Source organism: Selenomonadales bacterium 4137-cl (genome assembly GCA_032334055.1).
GTDB classification, from domain to species: domain Bacteria; phylum Bacillota; class Negativicutes; order Sporomusales; family UBA7701; genus Anaeroselena; species Anaeroselena agilis.
Window position 1 is genome coordinate 879,041 of the sequence record JAUOZS010000001.1, and the last position, 19,043, is coordinate 898,083.

The 19,043-nt window shown below is 62.0% G+C and carries 20 protein-coding genes; 18 read left to right on the forward strand and 2 right to left on the reverse strand.

Annotation, left to right across the window (positions count from 1 at the left end):
- The first annotated feature begins 24 nt into the window (after positions 1 to 24).
- Together Q4T40_04545 and Q4T40_04550 are read left to right on the forward strand one after the other, a co-directional pair.
- Complete coding sequence (locus Q4T40_04545; protein ID MDT8900506.1) at positions 25 to 261, forward strand: hypothetical protein; 237 nt, start codon at positions 25 to 27, stop codon at positions 259 to 261.
- Positions 262 to 340: 79 nt separating this feature from the next.
- A complete protein-coding gene (locus tag Q4T40_04550) occupies positions 341 to 730 on the forward strand; it encodes a DUF1540 domain-containing protein (protein ID MDT8900507.1) in 390 nt (129 codons plus the stop codon).
- A gap of 159 nt (positions 731 to 889) precedes the next feature.
- On the opposite strand, the gene Q4T40_04555 is transcribed toward Q4T40_04550, so the two are convergent.
- On the reverse strand, positions 890 to 1,099 hold the full coding sequence (locus Q4T40_04555) for a DUF896 domain-containing protein (protein ID MDT8900508.1): 210 nt from the start codon (positions 1,097 to 1,099) through the stop codon (positions 890 to 892).
- A 101-nt stretch (positions 1,100 to 1,200) separates the two neighbouring features.
- On the opposite strand from Q4T40_04555, the gene Q4T40_04560 reads away from it, so the two are divergent.
- The 15 genes from Q4T40_04560 (at position 1,201) to nth (ending at position 17,096) form a co-directional block, all read left to right on the forward strand.
- A complete protein-coding gene (locus Q4T40_04560; protein ID MDT8900509.1) occupies positions 1,201 to 2,106 on the forward strand; it encodes an FAD-dependent oxidoreductase in 906 nt (301 codons plus the stop codon).
- A 236-nt stretch (positions 2,107 to 2,342) separates the two neighbouring features.
- Positions 2,343 to 3,185, forward strand: a complete 843-nt coding sequence (locus Q4T40_04565) for a xanthine dehydrogenase family protein subunit M (GenBank protein MDT8900510.1) — start codon at positions 2,343 to 2,345, stop codon at positions 3,183 to 3,185.
- A complete protein-coding gene (locus Q4T40_04570; protein ID MDT8900511.1) occupies positions 3,182 to 3,655 on the forward strand; it encodes a (2Fe-2S)-binding protein in 474 nt (157 codons plus the stop codon). The genes Q4T40_04565 and Q4T40_04570 overlap by 4 nt, the downstream gene beginning before the upstream one ends.
- Positions 3,648 to 6,059, forward strand: a complete 2,412-nt coding sequence (locus tag Q4T40_04575) for a xanthine dehydrogenase family protein molybdopterin-binding subunit (protein MDT8900512.1) — start codon at positions 3,648 to 3,650, stop codon at positions 6,057 to 6,059. Before Q4T40_04570 ends, Q4T40_04575 begins: the two co-directional genes overlap by 8 nt.
- A gap of 69 nt (positions 6,060 to 6,128) precedes the next feature.
- The gene (uraA, locus tag Q4T40_04580; protein ID MDT8900513.1) at positions 6,129 to 7,448 is read left to right on the forward strand and encodes a uracil permease; all 1,320 of its coding nucleotides are present in this window, start codon (positions 6,129 to 6,131) and stop codon (positions 7,446 to 7,448) included.
- 49 nt (positions 7,449 to 7,497) lie between these two features.
- Positions 7,498 to 8,391, forward strand: coding sequence for a DUF2877 domain-containing protein (locus Q4T40_04585; GenBank protein ID MDT8900514.1), 894 nt, complete (start codon positions 7,498 to 7,500; stop codon positions 8,389 to 8,391).
- Position 8,392: 1 nt separating this feature from the next.
- Positions 8,393 to 9,868: an FdrA family protein gene (locus tag Q4T40_04590; protein ID MDT8900515.1), complete on the forward strand. Its 1,476-nt coding sequence runs from the start codon at positions 8,393 to 8,395 to the stop codon at positions 9,866 to 9,868.
- Positions 9,869 to 9,870: 2 nt separating this feature from the next.
- Positions 9,871 to 11,292 (forward strand): DUF1116 domain-containing protein, encoded by a 1,422-nt coding sequence (locus Q4T40_04595; GenBank protein ID MDT8900516.1) that lies wholly within the window; start codon positions 9,871 to 9,873, stop codon positions 11,290 to 11,292.
- A gap of 37 nt (positions 11,293 to 11,329) precedes the next feature.
- A complete protein-coding gene (locus tag Q4T40_04600; protein ID MDT8900517.1) occupies positions 11,330 to 12,115 on the forward strand; it encodes a cyclase family protein in 786 nt (261 codons plus the stop codon).
- The gene (gene yqeC / locus Q4T40_04605; GenBank protein MDT8900518.1) at positions 12,102 to 12,896 is read left to right on the forward strand and encodes a selenium cofactor biosynthesis protein YqeC; all 795 of its coding nucleotides are present in this window, start codon (positions 12,102 to 12,104) and stop codon (positions 12,894 to 12,896) included. Before Q4T40_04600 ends, yqeC begins: the two co-directional genes overlap by 14 nt.
- Before the next feature lie 122 nt (positions 12,897 to 13,018).
- Positions 13,019 to 13,288 (forward strand): ACT domain-containing protein, encoded by a 270-nt coding sequence (locus tag Q4T40_04610; GenBank protein ID MDT8900519.1) that lies wholly within the window; start codon positions 13,019 to 13,021, stop codon positions 13,286 to 13,288.
- Positions 13,289 to 13,359: 71 nt separating this feature from the next.
- Positions 13,360 to 14,718: a PFL family protein gene (locus Q4T40_04615; protein ID MDT8900520.1), complete on the forward strand. Its 1,359-nt coding sequence runs from the start codon at positions 13,360 to 13,362 to the stop codon at positions 14,716 to 14,718.
- A gap of 109 nt (positions 14,719 to 14,827) precedes the next feature.
- Entirely contained in the window at positions 14,828 to 15,853 is a 1,026-nt protein-coding gene (locus tag Q4T40_04620; protein ID MDT8900521.1) for a molybdopterin-binding protein, read from the forward strand.
- Positions 15,850 to 16,461 carry a nucleotidyltransferase family protein gene (locus Q4T40_04625; GenBank protein ID MDT8900522.1) on the forward strand — a complete coding sequence of 204 codons (612 nt, stop codon included), beginning with the start codon at positions 15,850 to 15,852 and terminating at the stop codon, positions 16,459 to 16,461. The genes Q4T40_04620 and Q4T40_04625 overlap by 4 nt, the downstream gene beginning before the upstream one ends.
- Positions 16,462 to 16,463: 2 nt before the next feature.
- Positions 16,464 to 17,096 carry an endonuclease III gene (gene nth, locus Q4T40_04630; GenBank protein ID MDT8900523.1) on the forward strand — a complete coding sequence of 211 codons (633 nt, stop codon included), beginning with the start codon at positions 16,464 to 16,466 and terminating at the stop codon, positions 17,094 to 17,096.
- Between the two features lie 51 nt (positions 17,097 to 17,147).
- On the opposite strand, the gene Q4T40_04635 is transcribed toward nth, so the two are convergent.
- Positions 17,148 to 18,332 (reverse strand): methyl-accepting chemotaxis protein, encoded by a 1,185-nt coding sequence (locus Q4T40_04635; protein ID MDT8900524.1) that lies wholly within the window; start codon positions 18,330 to 18,332, stop codon positions 17,148 to 17,150.
- Positions 18,333 to 18,538: 206 nt separating this feature from the next.
- Between Q4T40_04635 and Q4T40_04640 the strand changes: the two genes are divergently transcribed.
- On the forward strand, positions 18,539 to 18,991 hold the full coding sequence (locus tag Q4T40_04640) for an N-acetyltransferase (GenBank protein MDT8900525.1): 453 nt from the start codon (positions 18,539 to 18,541) through the stop codon (positions 18,989 to 18,991).
- Positions 18,992 to 19,043: the final 52 nt, after the last annotated feature.

Sequence of the window (19,043 nt, forward strand, 5' to 3'; positions counted from 1 at the left end):
GGGTTTGGCGAAGGAGGCTACGGAGTGGAGAAAGTTTGCCCGGTTTGCAACGGCCTCGTGGCGGTCGCGGAGAACTGTCCGCGCTGCGGCCGGCGGCTAGTTGACGGCGGAGCGCTGGAGAATTATTTCGGGCCGTACAGTCCTTACATGGATGTGGCTTCTTTCCAACAGGGCGCCCCGGATGTTCACTGCGTCCACCTGCTTTACTGCCCGGCGTGCGGGTACGACGTCCGGGCGGCCTGGGACCTGGTAGCAATATAGCTGCCGGCTGCTTTGTACAGTCCATGGATAAAGAATTTGCCGGCGTCGAAAACTATCAAAAAAAGAAAGAGGTGGTTTTGTGTCAACAGTTAACCCTCTCGTCAAGTGCAGCGTCGACCAGTGTACGCACTGGATGCCGGGGAATCAGTGCATGGCGGCGAAAATCGCCATATACAACGACGAACACGGCGGAGCTTCACGCTCGTCGGCCGAAACCCAGTGTAAATCCTTCCATGCCGGCAAGGGGGTCGGTGACTACGTGGGAGCGTTGCACAACGCCAATGTGGGCGGGACGGTAAAGGCGGCCTTCGTCGAAGGCACCCAGATCACACCGTCGGTGGAATGTTATGTGGACAATTGCCAATACTGGGAAAAAGGCAACTACTGCCACGCGTCCGCCATTGAGGTCAAAGGACCTTATGCGGCCAAGACGGTAGACACCGATTGCGAGACCTTCAAACCGCGGTAGAAAAAAAGAGCCGGGACTTATGTGTCCCGGCTCTTTCCCGGCCAAATGGTGAGACCAGGAGTGTCTTTTTCGCGTTTTCGCCCTTTGGGGCATATGATGGAATAGGTCGACCGAGGGTAGCCGCGCGGGACGGCAGGAAGGCGGGGTTGACCGGCCTTTTCAATGCTTATGGTTACATCCGCAGCCGCAGTCGTCGGAGTGGGGTTGCCTGACAGCATCATCCAGCGCGGCCTTGATCTGGTTTTTGATATTGTCGATATAAAGACGGCGGAGCTTAGCCTGCTCGGCTCTTTCTTCCTCGGTTAGAATCGCCTCGCGCTGTTTTTTGGCCAGCTCGTTGATGCGGGCGATGACTTCAGGAGTAATCACGGTTTCACCTCGGCCTTTCAAAAATCATGTCTTATACTAACAAATTCCCGGCCGGCGCGCAAGTCGGCGGTGCTGGCGGGAGGATACGGGCGGTGAAGGATATGCACGATATCATAATAATCGGCGGCGGGCCGGCCGGAATGACGGCCGCGGTTTACGCCGCCCGCAAGATGCTGGACACCCTGCTCCTTACAAAGGATCTCGGCGGCCAAATGATGTGGACGAGGGACATAGAAAACTATTTGGGTTTCCAGTACATTAGCGGGCCGGAGTTGATCGGCAAATTTGAAGAACACGTCAGGCACTATCCGACCAATATAGTTTACGAAGAAGTCACCGAGCTTGAGCGGTCAGCCGACGGCATTTTTATCGTCCACTGCGGAGATAAGGAATATCGGGCCAAGACGGTGGTGATCGCCTCCGGTAAACGCCCCAGGCGACTTGGTATTCCGGGTGAAACAGAATATACCGGGCGCGGGGTAGGCTACTGCGCCACCTGTGACGGACCGCTTTACGCCGGCAAGGCGGTGGCGGTGGTGGGAGGCGGCAACTCCGCCCTGCAGGCGGCCATCGAGCTTGCCGCCATCGCCAGCCAAGTCTATCTGGTGGTGCGCGGCGGAATCAAGGCCGATCCGGTCGTTGTCGAGAAGCTGCAGACGACCAGAAAAATCGAAGTCTTGCGGGGATATGTCGCCCGCGGCATCTACGGCGGGGAAACGGTGGAGAAATTCGTAGTGGCAGCCGGAGAAGGGAAGGAACGGAATTTGGCGGTCCAAGGGGTGTTCGTTGAAATAGGTCTCGACCCCAACACCGAGTTTGTCGCCGGCTTGACCGACTTGAACGAATACAAGGAAATAGAGGTGGATTGCCGCACGGCGACCGGTGTGCCCGGCCTGTTCGCCGCCGGCGATGTGGCCAGCGGGCCGGACAAACAGATAATCATCGCGGCCGGCGACGGCGCCAAGGCGGCGCTGGTGGCTTACGAATACCTGCTTCACAATTTTTGAACAGGACGCGTCCATCGGACGCGTTTTTTTCCTTTAAACCGCCGGCGAGCCGGCAGGATTTTTTGCCCCGTTTCCGAATACCAATATATTGTACGGACTAACTGAATAAAGAGCGTCAATGTTGACATATGGGGTATATTCAGTACAAATCGCAGCCTTGTTCCGAGGCTGCTTTTTATGAAAGGTTTTGCATAAATATAATTTTTAATGTATATTTATTCTGGGAGGGTGATGGCATGTTCGAATACCATGAGCCGCAATCGTTGGCCGAGGTCACTTCGTTCCTCGCCGCTCACGGGGAGGCGGCCCGGGTGCTGGCCGGCGGGACCGATCTTCTGGTGCAGATGCGCAAGGGTCGCCATCAGCCGCGCCACCTGCTGAATATCAAGACCGTGCCCGGGCTCGATCAGATTGTCGTCACCGAACACTGTGTGGAAATCGGCGCGGCCGTGACGCTGCACGACGGGGAAAAGTTTCTATCCTCTCACCCTGAATACGGGGTGCTTTGCCAGGCGATGCACAGCGTGGCCTCCTGCCAGATTCGCAACCGGGCTACCCTGGCCGGCAACGTCTGCAACGCCTCGCCTGCGGCCGATACTGTGCCTGCGCTGGCCGTGCTCGGCGCCAGTGTGAAAGTCCACGGCAGCCGCGGCGACCGCCTCGTGCCGGTGGAACGTTTCTTCACCGGCCCCGGACGCACCGTCCTGCTCACCGGCGAGGTGGTAAGCGCAATCGTGTTGCCGCGAATTAACGGCGGGGGAAGGGGCGTTTTCCTCCGCAAGGCCCGCCGCCCGTCGCTCGATCTGGCAACCGCCAACGTCGCCGTACACGGCGCGGGGGCCAACTACCGCATCGCCCTCGGTGCGGTGGGGCCGACCGTTATCCGCGTGCGCGAGGCCGAGCGTCTGCTTGCCCGCCAGGGCCTAACGGCGCCTTCGGCGGCCGAGGCGGCCCGCATCGCCAGGCAGGCGGCCCGGCCGATAACCGATGTGCGCGGTTCGGAAGAATACCGCCTCGAGCTCGTGGCCGCCCTGACCGAACGGGCGCTGCTGACCCTGGCCGGGGAGGTGAGGGCATGAAGACGATAACTTTAAAAGTCAACGGCCGGGAGGAAAAATTGACCCTGGCTCCCCACCGGACACTGCTCGACGTATTGCGCGAGGACCTTGGCCTTACGGGCGCTAAGCGCGGCTGCGAAGCCGGGGAATGCGGCGCCTGCACCGTAATCTTGAACGGCAAGCCGGTCAACTCCTGTCTTGTGCTGGCCGTGGAACTCAATGGCGCCGAAGTGCTCACGGTTGAAGGCCTCGGCGGCCCCGGGGCGCTTGACCCGCTGCAACAGGCCTTTATCGACCATTTCGCCCTGCAGTGCGGTTACTGCACCCCGGGCATGCTTCTCATGGGCAAGGCGCTGCTGGCCCAAAATCCCCGCCCCAGCGAGGACGAGGTCAAGGAATACATAAGCGGCAACCTCTGTCGCTGCACGGGCTACGAGAATATCGTAAAAGCGATTATGGCCGTTGCCGCGGGAGGTGAGCAGGATGGCTGAGCACCGGGTGCTGGGGAAAAGCGTGCTGCGCCAGGACGCGGTCGATAAGGTCACCGGGGCGGCCCAATTTGTCGACGATATCCAGTTCGGGCCCACCCTGCTCCATGTCAAAATTCTCCGCAGTCCCCACCCGCATGCGCGGGTAGTCTCCGTCGATACCGCCGAAGCCGAGAAGGTGCCGGGGGTGAAGGCCATCGTCACCGGCCGGGACTGCCGGAGTTACATCGGACTCTATCTGGCCGACCGCACGGTCTACGCCACCGATAAAGTCCGCTTTGTCGGCGAGCCGGTCGCGGGCGTCGCCGCCGACAGCGTCGAAGCCGCCAGCAAAGCGGTCAACCTCATCAAGGTCGAGTACCAGCCGTTGCCGGGCGTGTTCGACCCGGTGTCGGGCGCTCTCGGCCGCGAAGGCCTGCTGCACGAGAACCCGTCGGCGAGCGACCTGTGGTGGCAGGGCCTGCCCTGTATCGTCACCAAGTCGCCCGGGGCGCTGCTCCACGAGCACCTCGGCGAATACCAATGCGCTCCCTTTATCCACCCCGTGCCCGGCACAAACATCTCCAACCACTTCAAGCTGCGCAAGGGGGATGTGGACCGTGGCTTCGCCGCGGCCGACGTCATTACGGAAAACGTCTACACCCTGCCCCATATCCAGCATTCCCAGATCGAGCCCCACTCGGCGGTCGCCCACTTCGACCGGGCCGGAAAACTGACGCTGTGGGCCTCCAGCCAGTCTCCCAACGCTGTCCGCAAGCTCATCGCCACCGCCTTCGAACTGCCGATGAGCAAGATCCGCGTCATCACTCCCTACGTGGGGGGCGGCTTCGGCGGCAAGGCCGGGGTGACCTGCGAGGCGCTCGTCGTGCCCCTTGCCAAGCGGCTGCCCGGGTATCACTTAAAACTGACGCTGACCCGCGAGGAGGTCTTCCAGGCCACCTTCGTCCGCCAGGCGCTGGTGGCCAGGCTGAAAACGGGGGCGGACAGAACCGGCCGCCTCGTCGCCATGGAGGCCGAACTTTTCTGGGACGGCGGCGCGTACACCGAATACGGCGTCAACATCACCCGCAGCGGCGGCTACTGTTCGTCCGGACCCTACGAGATACCCAACATCAAAACCGACTCCTACTGCGTATACACCAACCATCCGGTAGGCGGGCCGATGCGCGGCTTTGGCATGCCCGAGATCCACTGGGGCATCGAGCAGCAGATGGATATCCTCGCCGCCAAGCTGGGGATGGACCCGCTGGCCTTCCGGCGCATGAACGCCTTACGGGAAGGACGGCCAGGCGCGTTCGGCGGGGCGATGGAAGGGGCGACGCTTGTCGACACCATCGACGCCGTGGCCGCGAAATGCGGCTGGGGAACCCCGCTGCCGCCGGCGTCGGCGCCCCATAAGGCCCGGGGCCGGGGAATTGCCTGCATGTACAAGGCCCCCTCCATGCCGCCCAACGCCCAGTCGTCGGCGATTCTCAAGCTAAACGAAGACGGCTCCGTCCACGTTCTGACGACTGCCATGGAAATCGGCCAGGGTTCGCTTACCGCGCTGGCCCAGATCGCCGCCGAGGAACTCGGGGTCGCGGCCGACAAAGTCGTCGTAACCCTTCCTGATACCGACTACACGCCCTACGAGTGGCAGACGGTCGCCAGCCGCATCAGCTACTCCGCCGGCAACGCCGTTCTCGCGGCGGCCAGGGACGCCAAAACGCAGTTGCTCGCCGTGGCCGCGCAGGTGCTGGAAATTCCGGCCGCCGAACTCGTCATCGAAGACGGGCAGATATTCCCGCCGGCCAAGCCGACCCGCAAGCTCGCGATCAGCGATATCGCCATGGGCTACCTGCTGCCCGAGGGGGCTATCGGCGGCCCGGTCATCGGCCGTGGGTCGTTCATCCCCGCCGGCATCACCGGCCTGGATAAAGACACCGGCCAGGGTGACAAGCCGGCCGCTTTCTGGACCTACGGCACCCAGGTAGCCGACGTCGAGGTGGACACCAAAACGGGGGAAATAACCGTTCTTAAGGTTACAGCCGCTTATGAAGTTGGCAAGGTGATCAATCCCGCCATGGCCAAGGGGCAGGTGCAGGGCGGCATCGTGCAGGGACTGGGGTCGGCGCTGTACGAGCACCTCGTGTTGTCCGAGGGCAAGTATCTTAACGGCGACTTCGTCGATTACAAGATCCCGACAGCCACCGACACCCCGGAAATGGACGTCATTCTCCTGGAGACATCGCCCCAGGCTGACGGACCCTTCGGTATAAAAGGCATCGCCGAGCCCACCATGGTGCCGACCGCCCCCGCTATCGCCAACGCCGTTTACAACGCCACGGGCGTGCGCATCAACGATCTGCCGCTGGCGGCGGAAAAAGTGCTCGCGGCGCTGATGAAGCAGCAGACACGCGGAAAATGATTTGCGCGTGTTCGCCATGGCCGTCGCCAGGCGGCCAAAAATACATAATAGGAAGGTGCGACTCAAGGTATGGAAAGACGGATCATTCAAGTTGATGAACGATTGCCCCTCACTCAGACTATCCCGCTCAGTCTCCAGCACTTATTTGCCATGTTCGGCGCCACCGTTCTCGTCCCGTTCCTGTTCAAGGTCGACCCGGCAACCTCCCTGCTGATGAACGGCGTCGGCACCCTCGTCTATCTTTTCTTCTCCAACTGGCGCATCCCGGCCTACCTCGGCTCGAGCTTCGCTTTCATCGCCCCCGTATTCGCCGTCATGGCTGTGCCCAGCCTGGGCGGTTACGCAGCCGCGCAGGGCGGATTCATCATGTTCGGTATTTTCTTCGTCGTCGTTTCGTTTATAATCAGAGTCGCCGGCGTCCGCTGGCTGGATGTCGTCTTCCCGCCGGCCGCCATGGGCGCCATCGTAGCCATCATCGGCCTTGAGCTTGCGCCGGTGGCCACCGAAATGGCCGGCCTTACCGGCAAACTGATCGAGCAGCTCAAGATCCCCTATGCCACGGCCGTCACCGTTTCGATGTTCACCCTCGGCGTCACCATCCTCGGCTCGGTGCTCTTCCGCGGTTTCCTGTCCGTCATCCCCGTCCTTATCGGCGTTATCGCCGGCTACTGCCTGTCGCTGGCAATGGGCATCGTCGACCTGGGCGCGGTCGCCAAGGCCCCCTGGTTCGGCATCCCGACCTTCTACGCCCCGGTTTTCAATATCTCCGCTATCCTGATGATTATGCCTGCCTTCCTGGTCGTGCTTGCCGAGCACATCGGCCACCTTGTCGTCACCGGCAACATTGTTGAGCGCGATCTGGTCAAAGACCCCGGTCTCCACAAATCCCTCCTTGGCGACGGCATCTCCAACATTCTGTCCGGCTTCGCAGGCGCCACCCCCAACACCACCTACGGCGAGAACATCGGCGTCATGGCGATCACCAAGGTATTCAGCACCTACGTCATCGCCGGCGCGGCCATCATCGCCATCGCCGTATCCTTTATCGGCAAATTCTCGGCTCTCATCCGCAGCATCCCCGTGCCGGTCATGGGCGGCGTCTGCATCCTGCTGTTCGGCGTCATCGCCGCCGCCGGTATCCGCATGCTCATCGAACGGAAAGTCGACTACACCAAATCCAAAAACCTCATCCTCACCTCGGTCGTCCTCATCAGCGGTATCAGCGGCGCGGCCGTCAAAATAGGCACCGTCGAGCTCAAGGGCATGGCTCTCGGCACAATCGTCGCCATCGTCATCAGCCTGGTGTTTGAACTCTTCGACCAGTTGGGGTGGACCAACGACGGCGAACCCAGCGCTCCCACCATTCACGTAGTGGACGAACAGAAATAGGGAGGAGCCCGCTAAAGCGGGCTTTCTCCACTCTTAGGGACTGATGTCATTGCTGGAGGCTCTCTCGGTCGACGCCGCGGCTAGCGACGCCCTGTTCGGGCGGCCTTTCCGCGGTCGCGTACATAGCGTATTCGCCAAAACGGTCAATTTCACCGGCCCGCGTGGGCAGCTTCATTGCCTGGCGGCCGAGGAACTCGACGATGCGCCGGGAACAATAAGGGTCCGGCATTCTGAGGGCCTGAGGCTCGACAGCCTCGGTATAAAGCCGGGCGACGAGGTCGCGACCTTCGGCGGCGGCCTGGCTTTTGGCGCGGTGCCGCTGGTTGCCCGTGAGGTGAGGCCATGGTCGGCGTCCCTGCCGGCGTTTCCGTCTGTACCGGCCGGGCGGAACCTCCTGGCGGCGCGCCTTGTCGTACTGAAGAACGAAATTGTCGCCGCTGGATATGACGGCGGTCTGAAGGCTTTTATCGGGGGGACGGTCGGCACCGTTATGGAAAACCGGCTGGCGGAGCGGGCGGCGGCGCTGATCAGCACTCTTGTTGACGGAGACCTTTCCGACGCCCTGGCTGCCGGAAGGAGGCTGATCGGCCTGGGAACCGGCCTGACGCCTTCCGGCGACGATTTCCTTGCCGGTCTGATGATTACTTTCAATATGCCGGCCGGTCCCTTCGGGCGACGTTACCGCGAGGTCGCGAAAAAACTTGCCGCCGGCGCGGAGACGGGAACGGTGAGCCGAGCCATGCTGCAATACGCCGCCCGCGGCCGCACCAGGGACGGAGTCGTGGCGCTCCTGGCAGCGATGACAGATCCGGCAGCCCGCGACATCGTAGCCGCCGTGCGGCGGGTGCTGGCCTGCGGGGCCACCTCCGGCACCGACCTTGCGGCAGGTATCGCCGCCGGCCTGTCTACGGGGCTGGAACTAGCCGGCGAAAGGGAGGAATGACATGACTGTACACGTCGAGGTAAGAAAGAACACCTATTACGACTCGGTCACGCTGATGGCGCTGACCCAGAAGATGGCCGCCCTGCCCGGCGTCGCCGAAGCGGTGGCCGTGATGGCCACCCCGATGAACAAAGATCTGTTGGCCGGGGTCGGTCTGCTGACGGCAGAGGCGGACGCTTGCGGTGCCGACGATCTGGTTGTCGCTATCAGGGCCGACAGCGATGCGGCCTGTGAAGCGGCCGTGGCACTCTTTGCCGGGGCTGCGGCCAGACAGTCCGGGGACAAAAAAACGGCCGCCGGCTTCGTTTCCCTGAACACCGCGGTGCGTCATCTGCCAGACGCCAACCTCGCAATTATCTCCGTGCCGGGCGAGTACGCGGCCCGTGAAGCCAGAGACGCCCTCCGCCACGGCCTCAACGTCATGCTGTTCAGCGACAACGTCTCACTGGCCGACGAGATCGAATTGAAAACAACGGCCCACGAAAAGGGCCTGCTGGTGATGGGACCGGATTGCGGCACCGCCATCGTGAACGGCGTCGCTCTCTGTTTCGCCAACGCCGTGCGGCGGGGCAACATCGGCATTGTCGGCGCATCGGGGACGGGTACCCAGGAAGTGACCGTACACATCGACCGCCTGGGGGGCGGCATATCGCAGGTGCTCGGCACCGGCGGGCGCGATCTCGGCGAAGCGGTGGGCGGAGTTATGATGCTCGATTGTCTGGAGGCACTAAGCAAAGACGCAGATACCGCCGTTATTGTGCTCATCTCCAAGCCGCCGGCGACGGCGGTGGCCGACAAGATCGTTGCGGCCGTAAAAACCTGTCCCAAGCCCGTGGTCGTCTGCTTTCTCGGTGGCGCGAGCGCGGTCAGGGCAGAAAAGGCATACTTCGCCGCCACCCTGGAGGAAGCGGCTGGGGCGGCGGTGGCGCTGGCTAAAGGGGAACAGCCCGCATCTCCGGCCTGCCGGCACGAAAAACTGGCGACGATGGCAGCGGTGGCGCGGGCCAAACTGGCTCCCGGACAAAAAACCGTACGCGGTCTTTTTTGCGGCGGCACTCTCTGCCAGGAAGCGGCCAGGACGGCGCCGGGCGAAGGGAATATCTTCATCGACCTTGGGGACGACGCCTACACCAGAGGTAAGCCTCACCCGATGCTTGAGCCGTCGCTGCGGCTGCCCCACCTCCTCGATGCCGCCCGTGACCCGGCCGTGGCCGTCATCCTCCTCGACATCGTCCTGGGCTATGGGGCTCATCCCGATCCCGCGGGCGTAACCGCCCCGGCCATCGCCGAGGCCCGCGAAATCGCCCGCGCCGCCGGACGCCACATCGAAATCATCGCCTATGTCTGCGGGACGGATGCCGACCCCCAGGGTAAGGCCGGCCAGGAGGGCAAACTGGCCGCGGCCGGGGCGACACTGGCGAAAAGCAACGTGCGCGCCGCTTGGCTGGCGGCCGCCGTCGTGACCAGGGAGGTGTGACAATGGCACCGATAAACGATTTATTCGGTAAGAAACTTTCCGTCATAAACATCGGGGCGCCGGTATTTAAAGACGACCTCGCCGCCCAGAACGTTTCGGTCGTCCAACTCGACTGGCGGCCGCCGGCCGGCGGTCGCCCGGAACTCATCGCCGCCCTTGACGTCCTGCGGGACCGCGCGGCGACCGACGAGGCCAATGCCGTTGCAGTGGCCGCCATTTTGGACGCGCGGCCGGTGCTGACTGACGTAGCCCTCACCGCCTTGGAAGCCATTCCCGGCATGACGCCCACCACCATTCTCCACGCCGGCCCGCCGGTGGCCTGGGAGGCGATGGCTGGGCCGATGCGCGGCGCGGTCATCGGCGCCCTCATCTACGAAGGGCTGGCTGCCGACGAACAAGAGGCAGGGCGCCTGGCCGCCTCAGGCAGGATAACCTTCGCCCCCTGTCACGAGTACGGCGCAGTCGGGCCGATGGCGGGCATAGTCTCCGCCTCGATGCCGGTGTGGGTGGTGGAGAACAAAACCGCTGGCAATCGCTCCTTCTGCACCCTCAACGAAGGCCTTGGCAAGGTGTTGCGCTACGGCGCCTTCAGCGCCGAAGTTATCGACCGGCTGCGCTGGATGCGCGATGAGCTCGCCCCCGCCCTCAAAGCAGCCCTTGCCCGTACCGGCGGCATCGACCTGAGGACGATGATCGCCCAGGCGCTCCACATGGGCGACGAATGCCACAACCGCAACAAAGCTGGCACCAGCCTCTTCATCCGCGCCATCGCTCCCGCCCTCGCCCAAACCGGCGCGGCGCCGGAAGTCATGGCCAGAGTGCTGGCGTTCATGCACTCCAACGACCATTTCTTCCTCAACCTTTCCATGCCGGCGGCCAAGGCGGCCCTGGACGCCGCCCACGGCATCGAAGGCGCCAGCGTCGTCACCACCATGTGCCGCAACGGCGTGGAGTTTGGCATAAGAGTGAGCGGCTGCCCCGGCAACGCCTGGTTCACCGGCCCCGCCCAGCAAGTGCAGGGGCTGCTCTTCCCCGGCTTCACCGCGGCCGACGCCAACCCCGATATCGGCGACAGCGCCATAACAGAGACCTACGGCATCGGCGGCTTCGCCATGGGCGGGGCGCCGGCCATCGTCCAGTTCGTGGGCGGCACCGTCGGCGACGCGCTTGAATACACGACTAAAATGTACGAAATAACCCTGGCCGAAAACCCCAGCTACACCATCCCCAACCTCAACTTCCGCGGCACGCCCACCGCCATCGACCTGCGACGGGTGGCCGCCACCGGGCTGCTGCCGGTCATCAACACCGGCATGGCCCACCGCGAGCCGGGCATCGGCCAGGTGGGGGCAGGAATCGTCCGGCCGCCGCGCGAATGCTTCGATAAGGCGCTGCTGGCGCTTGCCAAACGGGTCGATATGTAATCCCCAGGATAAATCACGGAAAAGAGAGGGAAGCTTTATGGTCAAAAACTGGGACAAAGTGAAAATGTACGATCTTACGCAGAAACTGAGCCATCTGACGCCGCCGTGGCCGACCTACGAGCCGCTGCAGATCAAATTCTTCAAGCGCCTCACCTCCAACGGCGCCAACGGTCAGGTCATAACCACCTCCAACCATGTCGGCACCCACCTGGACGGCTCGCTCCACTTCTGCACCCACGGTCGCGACATCGCCGCCATCCCCCTGACCGACCTTATCGGTCCCGGCGTCGTCGTCGATGTGAGCGACATCGCCGAGGACTACGGCATCTACACCTCCAAGGACATCATGGAGCGGGCCGACGTGCGCGAAGGCGACATCCTCCTCATCTACACCGGCTATCACAAATATTCCTGGGATCAGCCGGCCGCCGACGAGGTCCGCTACATGGTCAAGCACCCCGGCCCGACCCGTGAGTTCGCGGAGTGGTGCCTAAAAATGAAATTCAAATGGCTGGGAGTAGACGCCGGCTCGGCCGACCATCCCATTAACACCAAAATCCGCGAATGGTGCCCGCGGCAGGCGGCCGAGTGCGAACAGTATTTCCGGGCGAAGTACGGCAAGGGCATCGACGACATCTTTCCCCCCGACCACTACCAGCTCATGCATATCGACCTCTTCCCCCACGACATCATCCATGTCGAGAATGTCGGCGGCGAAATCGAGAAGGTGCTTGGCAAGCGCCTGATAATCGGCTGTTACCCCTGGCGGTTCGAAGGCGGCGAATCGTCGATCTGCCGCATCGTCGCCTATGACGAAGAATAACGAGGTGCTGCACCCGGTCTGGCGCGAACTTCTCGCCGGGCTGCCGGCTTCCGGACTGGTGACCCTCATCGGCGGCGGCGGCAAGACCAGCCTCATGTATTACCTGGTGGCCGGACTCAAGGCCGCCGGAACCGTTGCCTTCGCCGCCACCACCGCCAAACTGTTCATGCAGGAGGGAGCGGGCCACCGGACGGTACTGGTAGGCAGCCTGGCCGAATTCCGCCGGGCGGTCGGGGAATTGCGCTCCTGCCCCGCAATGGTGACCGTGGCCCGCGGGCTGGTGGACGGTGCGCAGCGCAAACTGGCCGGCCTCGCGCCGGAATGGCTCGATACGCTGGCCGGGGAATGCCCCGCCATACGTTTTATAGTCGAAGGGGACGGCTCAGCCGGTCTGCCGCTTAAAGGCCATCTTCCTCACGACCCTGTGGTGCCGGCGGCCACCCGTCTCCTCATTCCGGTCATCGGCGCCGAGGCGGTCGGCCAACCGCTTGCCGCCTGCTGCGTCCATCGGCCGGCACGGGCAGCAGAGCTCACCGGCGCGGCCGAGGGGGAAATCATAACGGCGGACACGGTCGCTAAACTCCTCCTTCACCCCAAAGGCTATCTTCACAACTGTCCGCCTGAAGCGCGCGTCGTCCCCCTCATAAACAAAGCCGAGGGAGCGGCGATGCGTACCGCGGAAGATTTGGCGGCCACCGTACTCGCGGCCCGCCATCCCGCCGTCGGAGGCGTCGTCGTCGGCAGCATCAGGAGGCAGGAATTTTCCTTTATCAGAAAATAGAAATATCGGCCAAGCTCTTTGGTTTTTGACTGAAAAAAGGTATAATATTAGTCAATACCATAACCGCCAGACAAAAGTTTTTGCCTGGCGGACTATTATTTGAACGGGTGGAGCGTGGTTTTATGAAAGTCGTCATCACCATCATCGGCCAGGACAGGGTCGGCATCGTCGCCATGGCCAGCACGACGCTGGCGGCCAACAGCGTAAACATCCTCGACATCAACCAGAATATCGTCAACGGCTTTTTCAACATGGTCATGATCGCCGACATGAGCGGGGCGACGATAAGCCTCAAAGACCTGCAGCAGCTTTTCAAGGACAAAGGACAAGCCATGGGCCTCGAGATCAAGGTGCAGCACGAGGATATCTTCAAAGCGATGCACCGCATATAAAGCCGGCTGCTCGTTTGTGAACAGCCTCAAGTCTGTGGTAATATTTCTGCTCATGTTGAAGGAGGCGGGCTATGCTATCGGTCCAGGATATCCTCGAAACCAACCGGATGATCGAGGAAAATAAGCTCGACGTGCGCACGATCACCCTCGGGATCAGCCTGCGCGGCTGCAGCCATCCCGACATCAAGGTTTTCTGCGCCAATATTTACGACAAAATCACCAAGACTGCCGAGCGGCTGGTGCAGACCGGCGAAGACATCGAAGCCGAGTACGGCATCCCCATCATCAACAAACGCATCTCGGTCACACCGATCGCCATCGCCGCCGAGAGCTGCCGCACCGACAGCTATCTGCCGGTGGCTGAGGCCATGGATGCCGCCGCCAAGGCGGTCGGCGTCAACTTCATCGGCGGCTTTTCGGCTCTCGTGGAGAAAGGCTACACCGAGGGAGACCGCATCCTCATCCGCTCCATCCCCGCCGCGCTGGCCACTACCGAGCGGGTATGCTCCTCGGTCAATCTCGCGTCCACCAAAGCCGGCATCAACATGGACTGTGTGCGGGAAATGGGCCAGATCATCAAACAGACGGCCGAACTGACCCGCGATCGCGACGCGCTCGGTTGCGCCAAACTCGTGGTATTCGCCAATGTCCCGGAGGACAACCCCTTCATGGCCGGCGCCTTCCATGGCGTGGGCGAGGCTGAGACGGCCGTAAACGTCGGGGTAAGCGGTCCCGGCGTCGTCAAACGGGCGTTGGAAGAAGCGCGTGGCAAGGACTTCGGCGCGGTCGCCGAGACGATCAAGCGCACCGCGTTCAAAATCACCCGTGTCGGCCAGCTTGTGGCCCAGGAGGCATCGCGCCGCCTCGGCGTGCCCTTCGGCATTATCGATCTGTCGCTAGCGCCCACGCCGGCGGTCGGCGACAGCGTAGCCCACATCCTTGAAGAAATGGGCCTGGAGAGCTGCGGCGCACCCGGCACCACCGCGGCCTTGGCGCTTCTCAACGATGCCGTCAAGAAAGGCGGCATCATGGCCTCCTCCTACGTGGGCGGCCTGAGCGGCGCCTTCATCCCCGTCAGCGAGGACGCCGGCATGATCGCCGCCGTCGAGCGCGGCAGCCTATCCCTGGAAAAGCTCGAGGCAATGACCTGTGTCTGCTCGGTCGGCCTGGATATGATCGCCGTGCCGGGGGATACCTCGGCGGCCACGATCGCCGCCGTCATCGCCGACGAGGCGGCCATCGGCATGATCAACAACAAAACCACGGCGGTGCGCATCATCCCCGTGCCGGGCAAGAAGGTCGGCGACCGGGTCGAATTCGGCGGTCTCCTCGGCCATAGCCCGATAATCCCTGTCAACCGCTTCAAAGCCGACGCTTTCATCGCCCGCGGCGGCCGCATTCCCGCGCCCGTGCGCAGCATGACCAATTAGCCGCCTTTACTTTCCCCGGGCGGTAGCCTATAATTTAATCATGGGACAAGCTAAGGCCGTTTTCTTTTGAAAATGGCCTTTCTTACTACGTTCGCAGGGAGTGGAGACTATGGCGATAAAAAAAGTACGGGTTGAAGAAGCGGTCGGAATGGTCTTGGGCCATGACATCACCAAAATCGTGCCTGGCGAATACAAAGGCCCGGCCTTCAAGAAAGGCCACATCATCCGGGACGAGGACATTCCCCATCTGAAAAATATCGGCAAAGAGCATATCTACTTAATTGAACTTACCGCCGGGCAGGTGCACGAAAACGAGGCCGTCACCCGCATCGCCCGGGCGGTGGCTGGCCCCGGGATTACCCTTGCCGAGCCGTCCGAAGGCAAGGTCAACCTCAAAGCGGCCGCTGATGGGCTCCTGAAGGTCGACCGCGAGTTGGTGACAGCCATAAACGGCGTAGAACACGCCGTGCTTTCCACCCTCCAGGGCAACCTCCCCGTGAAAGCCGGCGCCCTGCTGGCCTCGGTCAAGGTCGTGCCGCTGGTAGTGGAGATGGCCACCGTGGAGGCGGTGGAGAAACTTGCCGTGTCGAAAAGCGTAATCTCCGTGATGCCGATGCGCAACCTAAAGGTAGCGGCCGTCATCACCGGCAACGAGGTCTTCCACGGCCGCATCGAAGACCGTTTCGGCCCGGTTTTCGCAGCCAAGGCGGCTCAGTACGGCGCCACCCTGATCGGTACCACCTTCCGGCCGGATGACCCTGAACTCATCAAAGAAGCGATCCTTGCCTATAAAGACCAGGGGGCTGACGTAATCGTCGCTTCCGGCGGCATGTCGGTCGATCCCGACGACGTAACCCCTGACGCCATCCGCGCCACCGGGGCCGAAGTGGTCAGCTACGGCAGCCCGGTCCTCCCCGGCGCGATGTTTATGCTCGCCTACCTGGGCGATGTCGCCGTAATGGGTATGCCGGCCTGCGGCATGTACTCCAAAACCACCGCGTTTGACATGATATTACCGCGCGTGCTGGCTGGCGAGCGGCTGCGGAAAGGCGACATCGCCGCCCTCGGGTACGGCGGCTTATGCCTGTCTTGCCCTCAGTGCACCTATCCCCACTGCCACTTCGGCAAAGCATGATTGCCGCGGTAGTCCTTGCCGCCGGCGGTTCCCGGCGGATGGGCCGCCCCAAGCAACTTCTGCCGCTCGCCGGCCGGCCGTTGGTTTGGCATGTCGCCGCTGCCGCCTGCCGGTCGGTCGCCGGCGAAGTGCTCGTTGTCACCGGAGCGGAGCAGACCGCCGTTAAGGCCGCCGTCGCCTGTCTGCCTGCCAAAGTGATTCCCAACCAATCCTGGCGCGAAGGTCAGGCGAGTTCGCTTAAGGCAGGACTGAACGCCGTGAGCCCAAGTGCGCGGGCGGTTATCTTCCTGCTCGCCGACCAGCCGCTCGTCACCCCGGAATTGATCGATTCGCTGGCGGCGGCCTGGCGTGCCGGCGGCGGATCCATCGTCGCTCCGGTCGCCGGCGGTAGACGCGGCAACCCGGTGCTATTCGACCTGGGCCGCTGGCTGCAGCCGTTAACGGCCCTTGCTGGCGACGCTGGCGCCAGGACGGTCATCGCCGCCAACCCGGATCAGCTAACCGCCGTGCCGGTCGTCGATGAGGCGATGTTCTTCGATGTCGACACCCCCGACCAGTACGAAGAAATAAAACGCCTTTATAAAGCAATACACCCTGGAGGCCACTGAACTTGCGCATCAATAAAGCGACCCGCGATAACATCCTCGCCGCCCTCGCGGCAACATACGGCGGCGCCACAACCGCCCTCGAATACGGCTCGCCCTTCGAACTGCTCGTCGCCGTCGTCCTCTCCGCCCAATGCACCGACACGCGGGTCAACATCATCACCAGCCGCCTGTTCCCGGCCTACGACACACCGGCAAAAATGCTTGGCCTCGGTGAGGAAGGCCTGGCGGAGCTCATCCGCGACTGCGGCCTCTACCGCGCCAAGGCCCGCAACCTGATCGCCGCCTGCGCCATGCTGCTCGAAGACTACGGGGGCGAAGTGCCGGGAAACTTCGATGATCTGACGCGACTTCCCGGGGTGGGACGCAAGACCGCCAACGTCCTCCTCAGCCAACTGTTCGCCGTGCCCGCCATCGCCGTCGATACCCACGTCTTCCGGGTCGCAAGGCGGCTCGGCCTGGCAACAGGCAAGACGCCCGAGCAGGTCGAAGAGGGGCTGATGAAAGTTGTGCCGCGCCACGACTGGAGCGACGCCCATCACTGGCTCATCTGGCACGGGCGCAAAATCTGCAAGGCCCGGCGTCCCGATTGTGAGGGATGCCCGCTGAAAGAGCTTTGTCCCAGTGCCTTCAAATAAGACGGCAACAAGCCACCGCCTGGTTGGCGGTGGCTTGCGTATTCCCGGACATTAGCTTTCCGTCAGCTTCAGTACCGTTGACTGCAGTTTATCGCTGATCTCGCGGATGCCCGACAGCGCCTGTACAATGTCGGCGACCGACCGGCTTTCCGTGGCGGCGGCTTCGGCGATCTTGGCTATCTGCCGCTGATTGGCGCTCATCTCCGAGGACAGTGAGCCAAGTGCGGGCGTAATTTGGCCGACCATCGTCTGCACCTCGTTTACCGACTTGCGGATGGTGTCCGTCGAGCCGCGTGTTTCCTCGGCCAGCTTGCGCACCTCCTGGGCGACGACCGCGAAGCCGCGGCCGTGCTCGCCGACCCTCGCCGCCTCGATAGCGGCGTTGAGCGCCAGCAGGTTGGTCTGGTCGGCGACATTCTTGATTGTCTCCGCGATCCCGCCGATATTGCGGGTGGCTGTCACCAGCGTCTCTGACTGGCGGCTAGTCTCGTCGACTTTGGCCAGTTCAAGGTTCATTCGCGCGTCCACATCGTTGATCGTGGCCGAATTAGCGGTAATCGAGCGCGACACCTCGGTCGAAGCGGCTGCGAGTTCCTGCAGTTTGCCGTTGAGATGGCCGGTCAGGGAGGCGACCTCGTTCGCCACGCGTTTGTGATTGAAAAGGGTTATCCAGCGCATCAGCGTGCAAACTGAATCGGTAGTGGCGATGCGGGTGGCGCCGATCACGATCGCGTCGGGCCTTAGATAAGCGCCGTATTTCGTCGGCAGAACGCCGCCGGCGCCGACGATACGCTCCGCGCCGATGATATAACGCGCCGTTCCCAGTTTGGCACAGATCTCCTCATGGGAAAGCTCGCTGTATTGGATGTAATAGTACTCGACATGAGTAATGCCGTGCTCCTGGCAATACCTGGCGATCATCTCGGCCTGGGCAGTGTTGTTGTTGAAGACGGCAACCCGGCTTCCGGGGGGCAGCATCGCCACCTTGACATAAAAAAAAGCATTGGGGATAAGCTCAAGGGCAACCAGCTTGTCGCGGGGGATTTTTTTGGCCGCTTCCTCCACCCGGGTGGGCAGGCAGATAAAAAGGTCAGCGACAGAGTGGTCGCCAACGTCACCGATTGCGTAGGATCGGCCGCCGACCTCTTTCCCAAGCAGGTGGCGGGCGGCGTCGAGCAGTTCATCGGCGACAACCTGCGAGCTACCAACAGTAGCCAGGCGAATTTGCGCATCCAAAAAACGACACCTTCTTTCAAAATGACATAATATTAAAACACTTTGTCTAAATTGTAACATAATACCGGTACGCAGAATATTAAATTCCGCACCATGGCCCACAAGAATAAATTATAACGCCATAATCTATATTTATAACAAAAAAGTGTTGAATATTTATAAGTAAATTGGTATGATTATACGAAAGAGAGGGGATGTTCACAAAGATGCTTTATCGTAAGCCAACCTTTAAAGATGTCGAGGCTATACATAAACTGGTCAACGATTACGCGGAGAAGGGCCTGATGCTCGCCCGGTCGCGCAACGTGCTCTACGAGACACTGCGGGACATGATTGTCGCCGAGGAGGACGGCCGGATTCTCGGCGTCGGCGCGCTCCATCTTGTCTGGGACGAACTCGCCGAAATCAGGGCCCTGGCGGTTGCTCCGGAAACGGTCCGGAAAGGCGTCGGCCGCGTTCTGGTCGCCAAGCTGACGGAAGAAGCCGTCGAACTGGGCGTCAAAACGCTGTTCGCACTGACTTATCAGCCGGAATTCTTTGCCAAGCAGGGCTTTAACGAGGCCAACAAGGACAAACTCCCCCACAAAGTATGGAAAGAGTGCATAAACTGCCCCAAATTCCCCAACTGCGACGAAATCGCCATGATGAAGGAAATCTGAGGTGGCGACAACAATCCCGCGTCTTCGGGCGCGGGGTTTTCTTTTGCAGGAC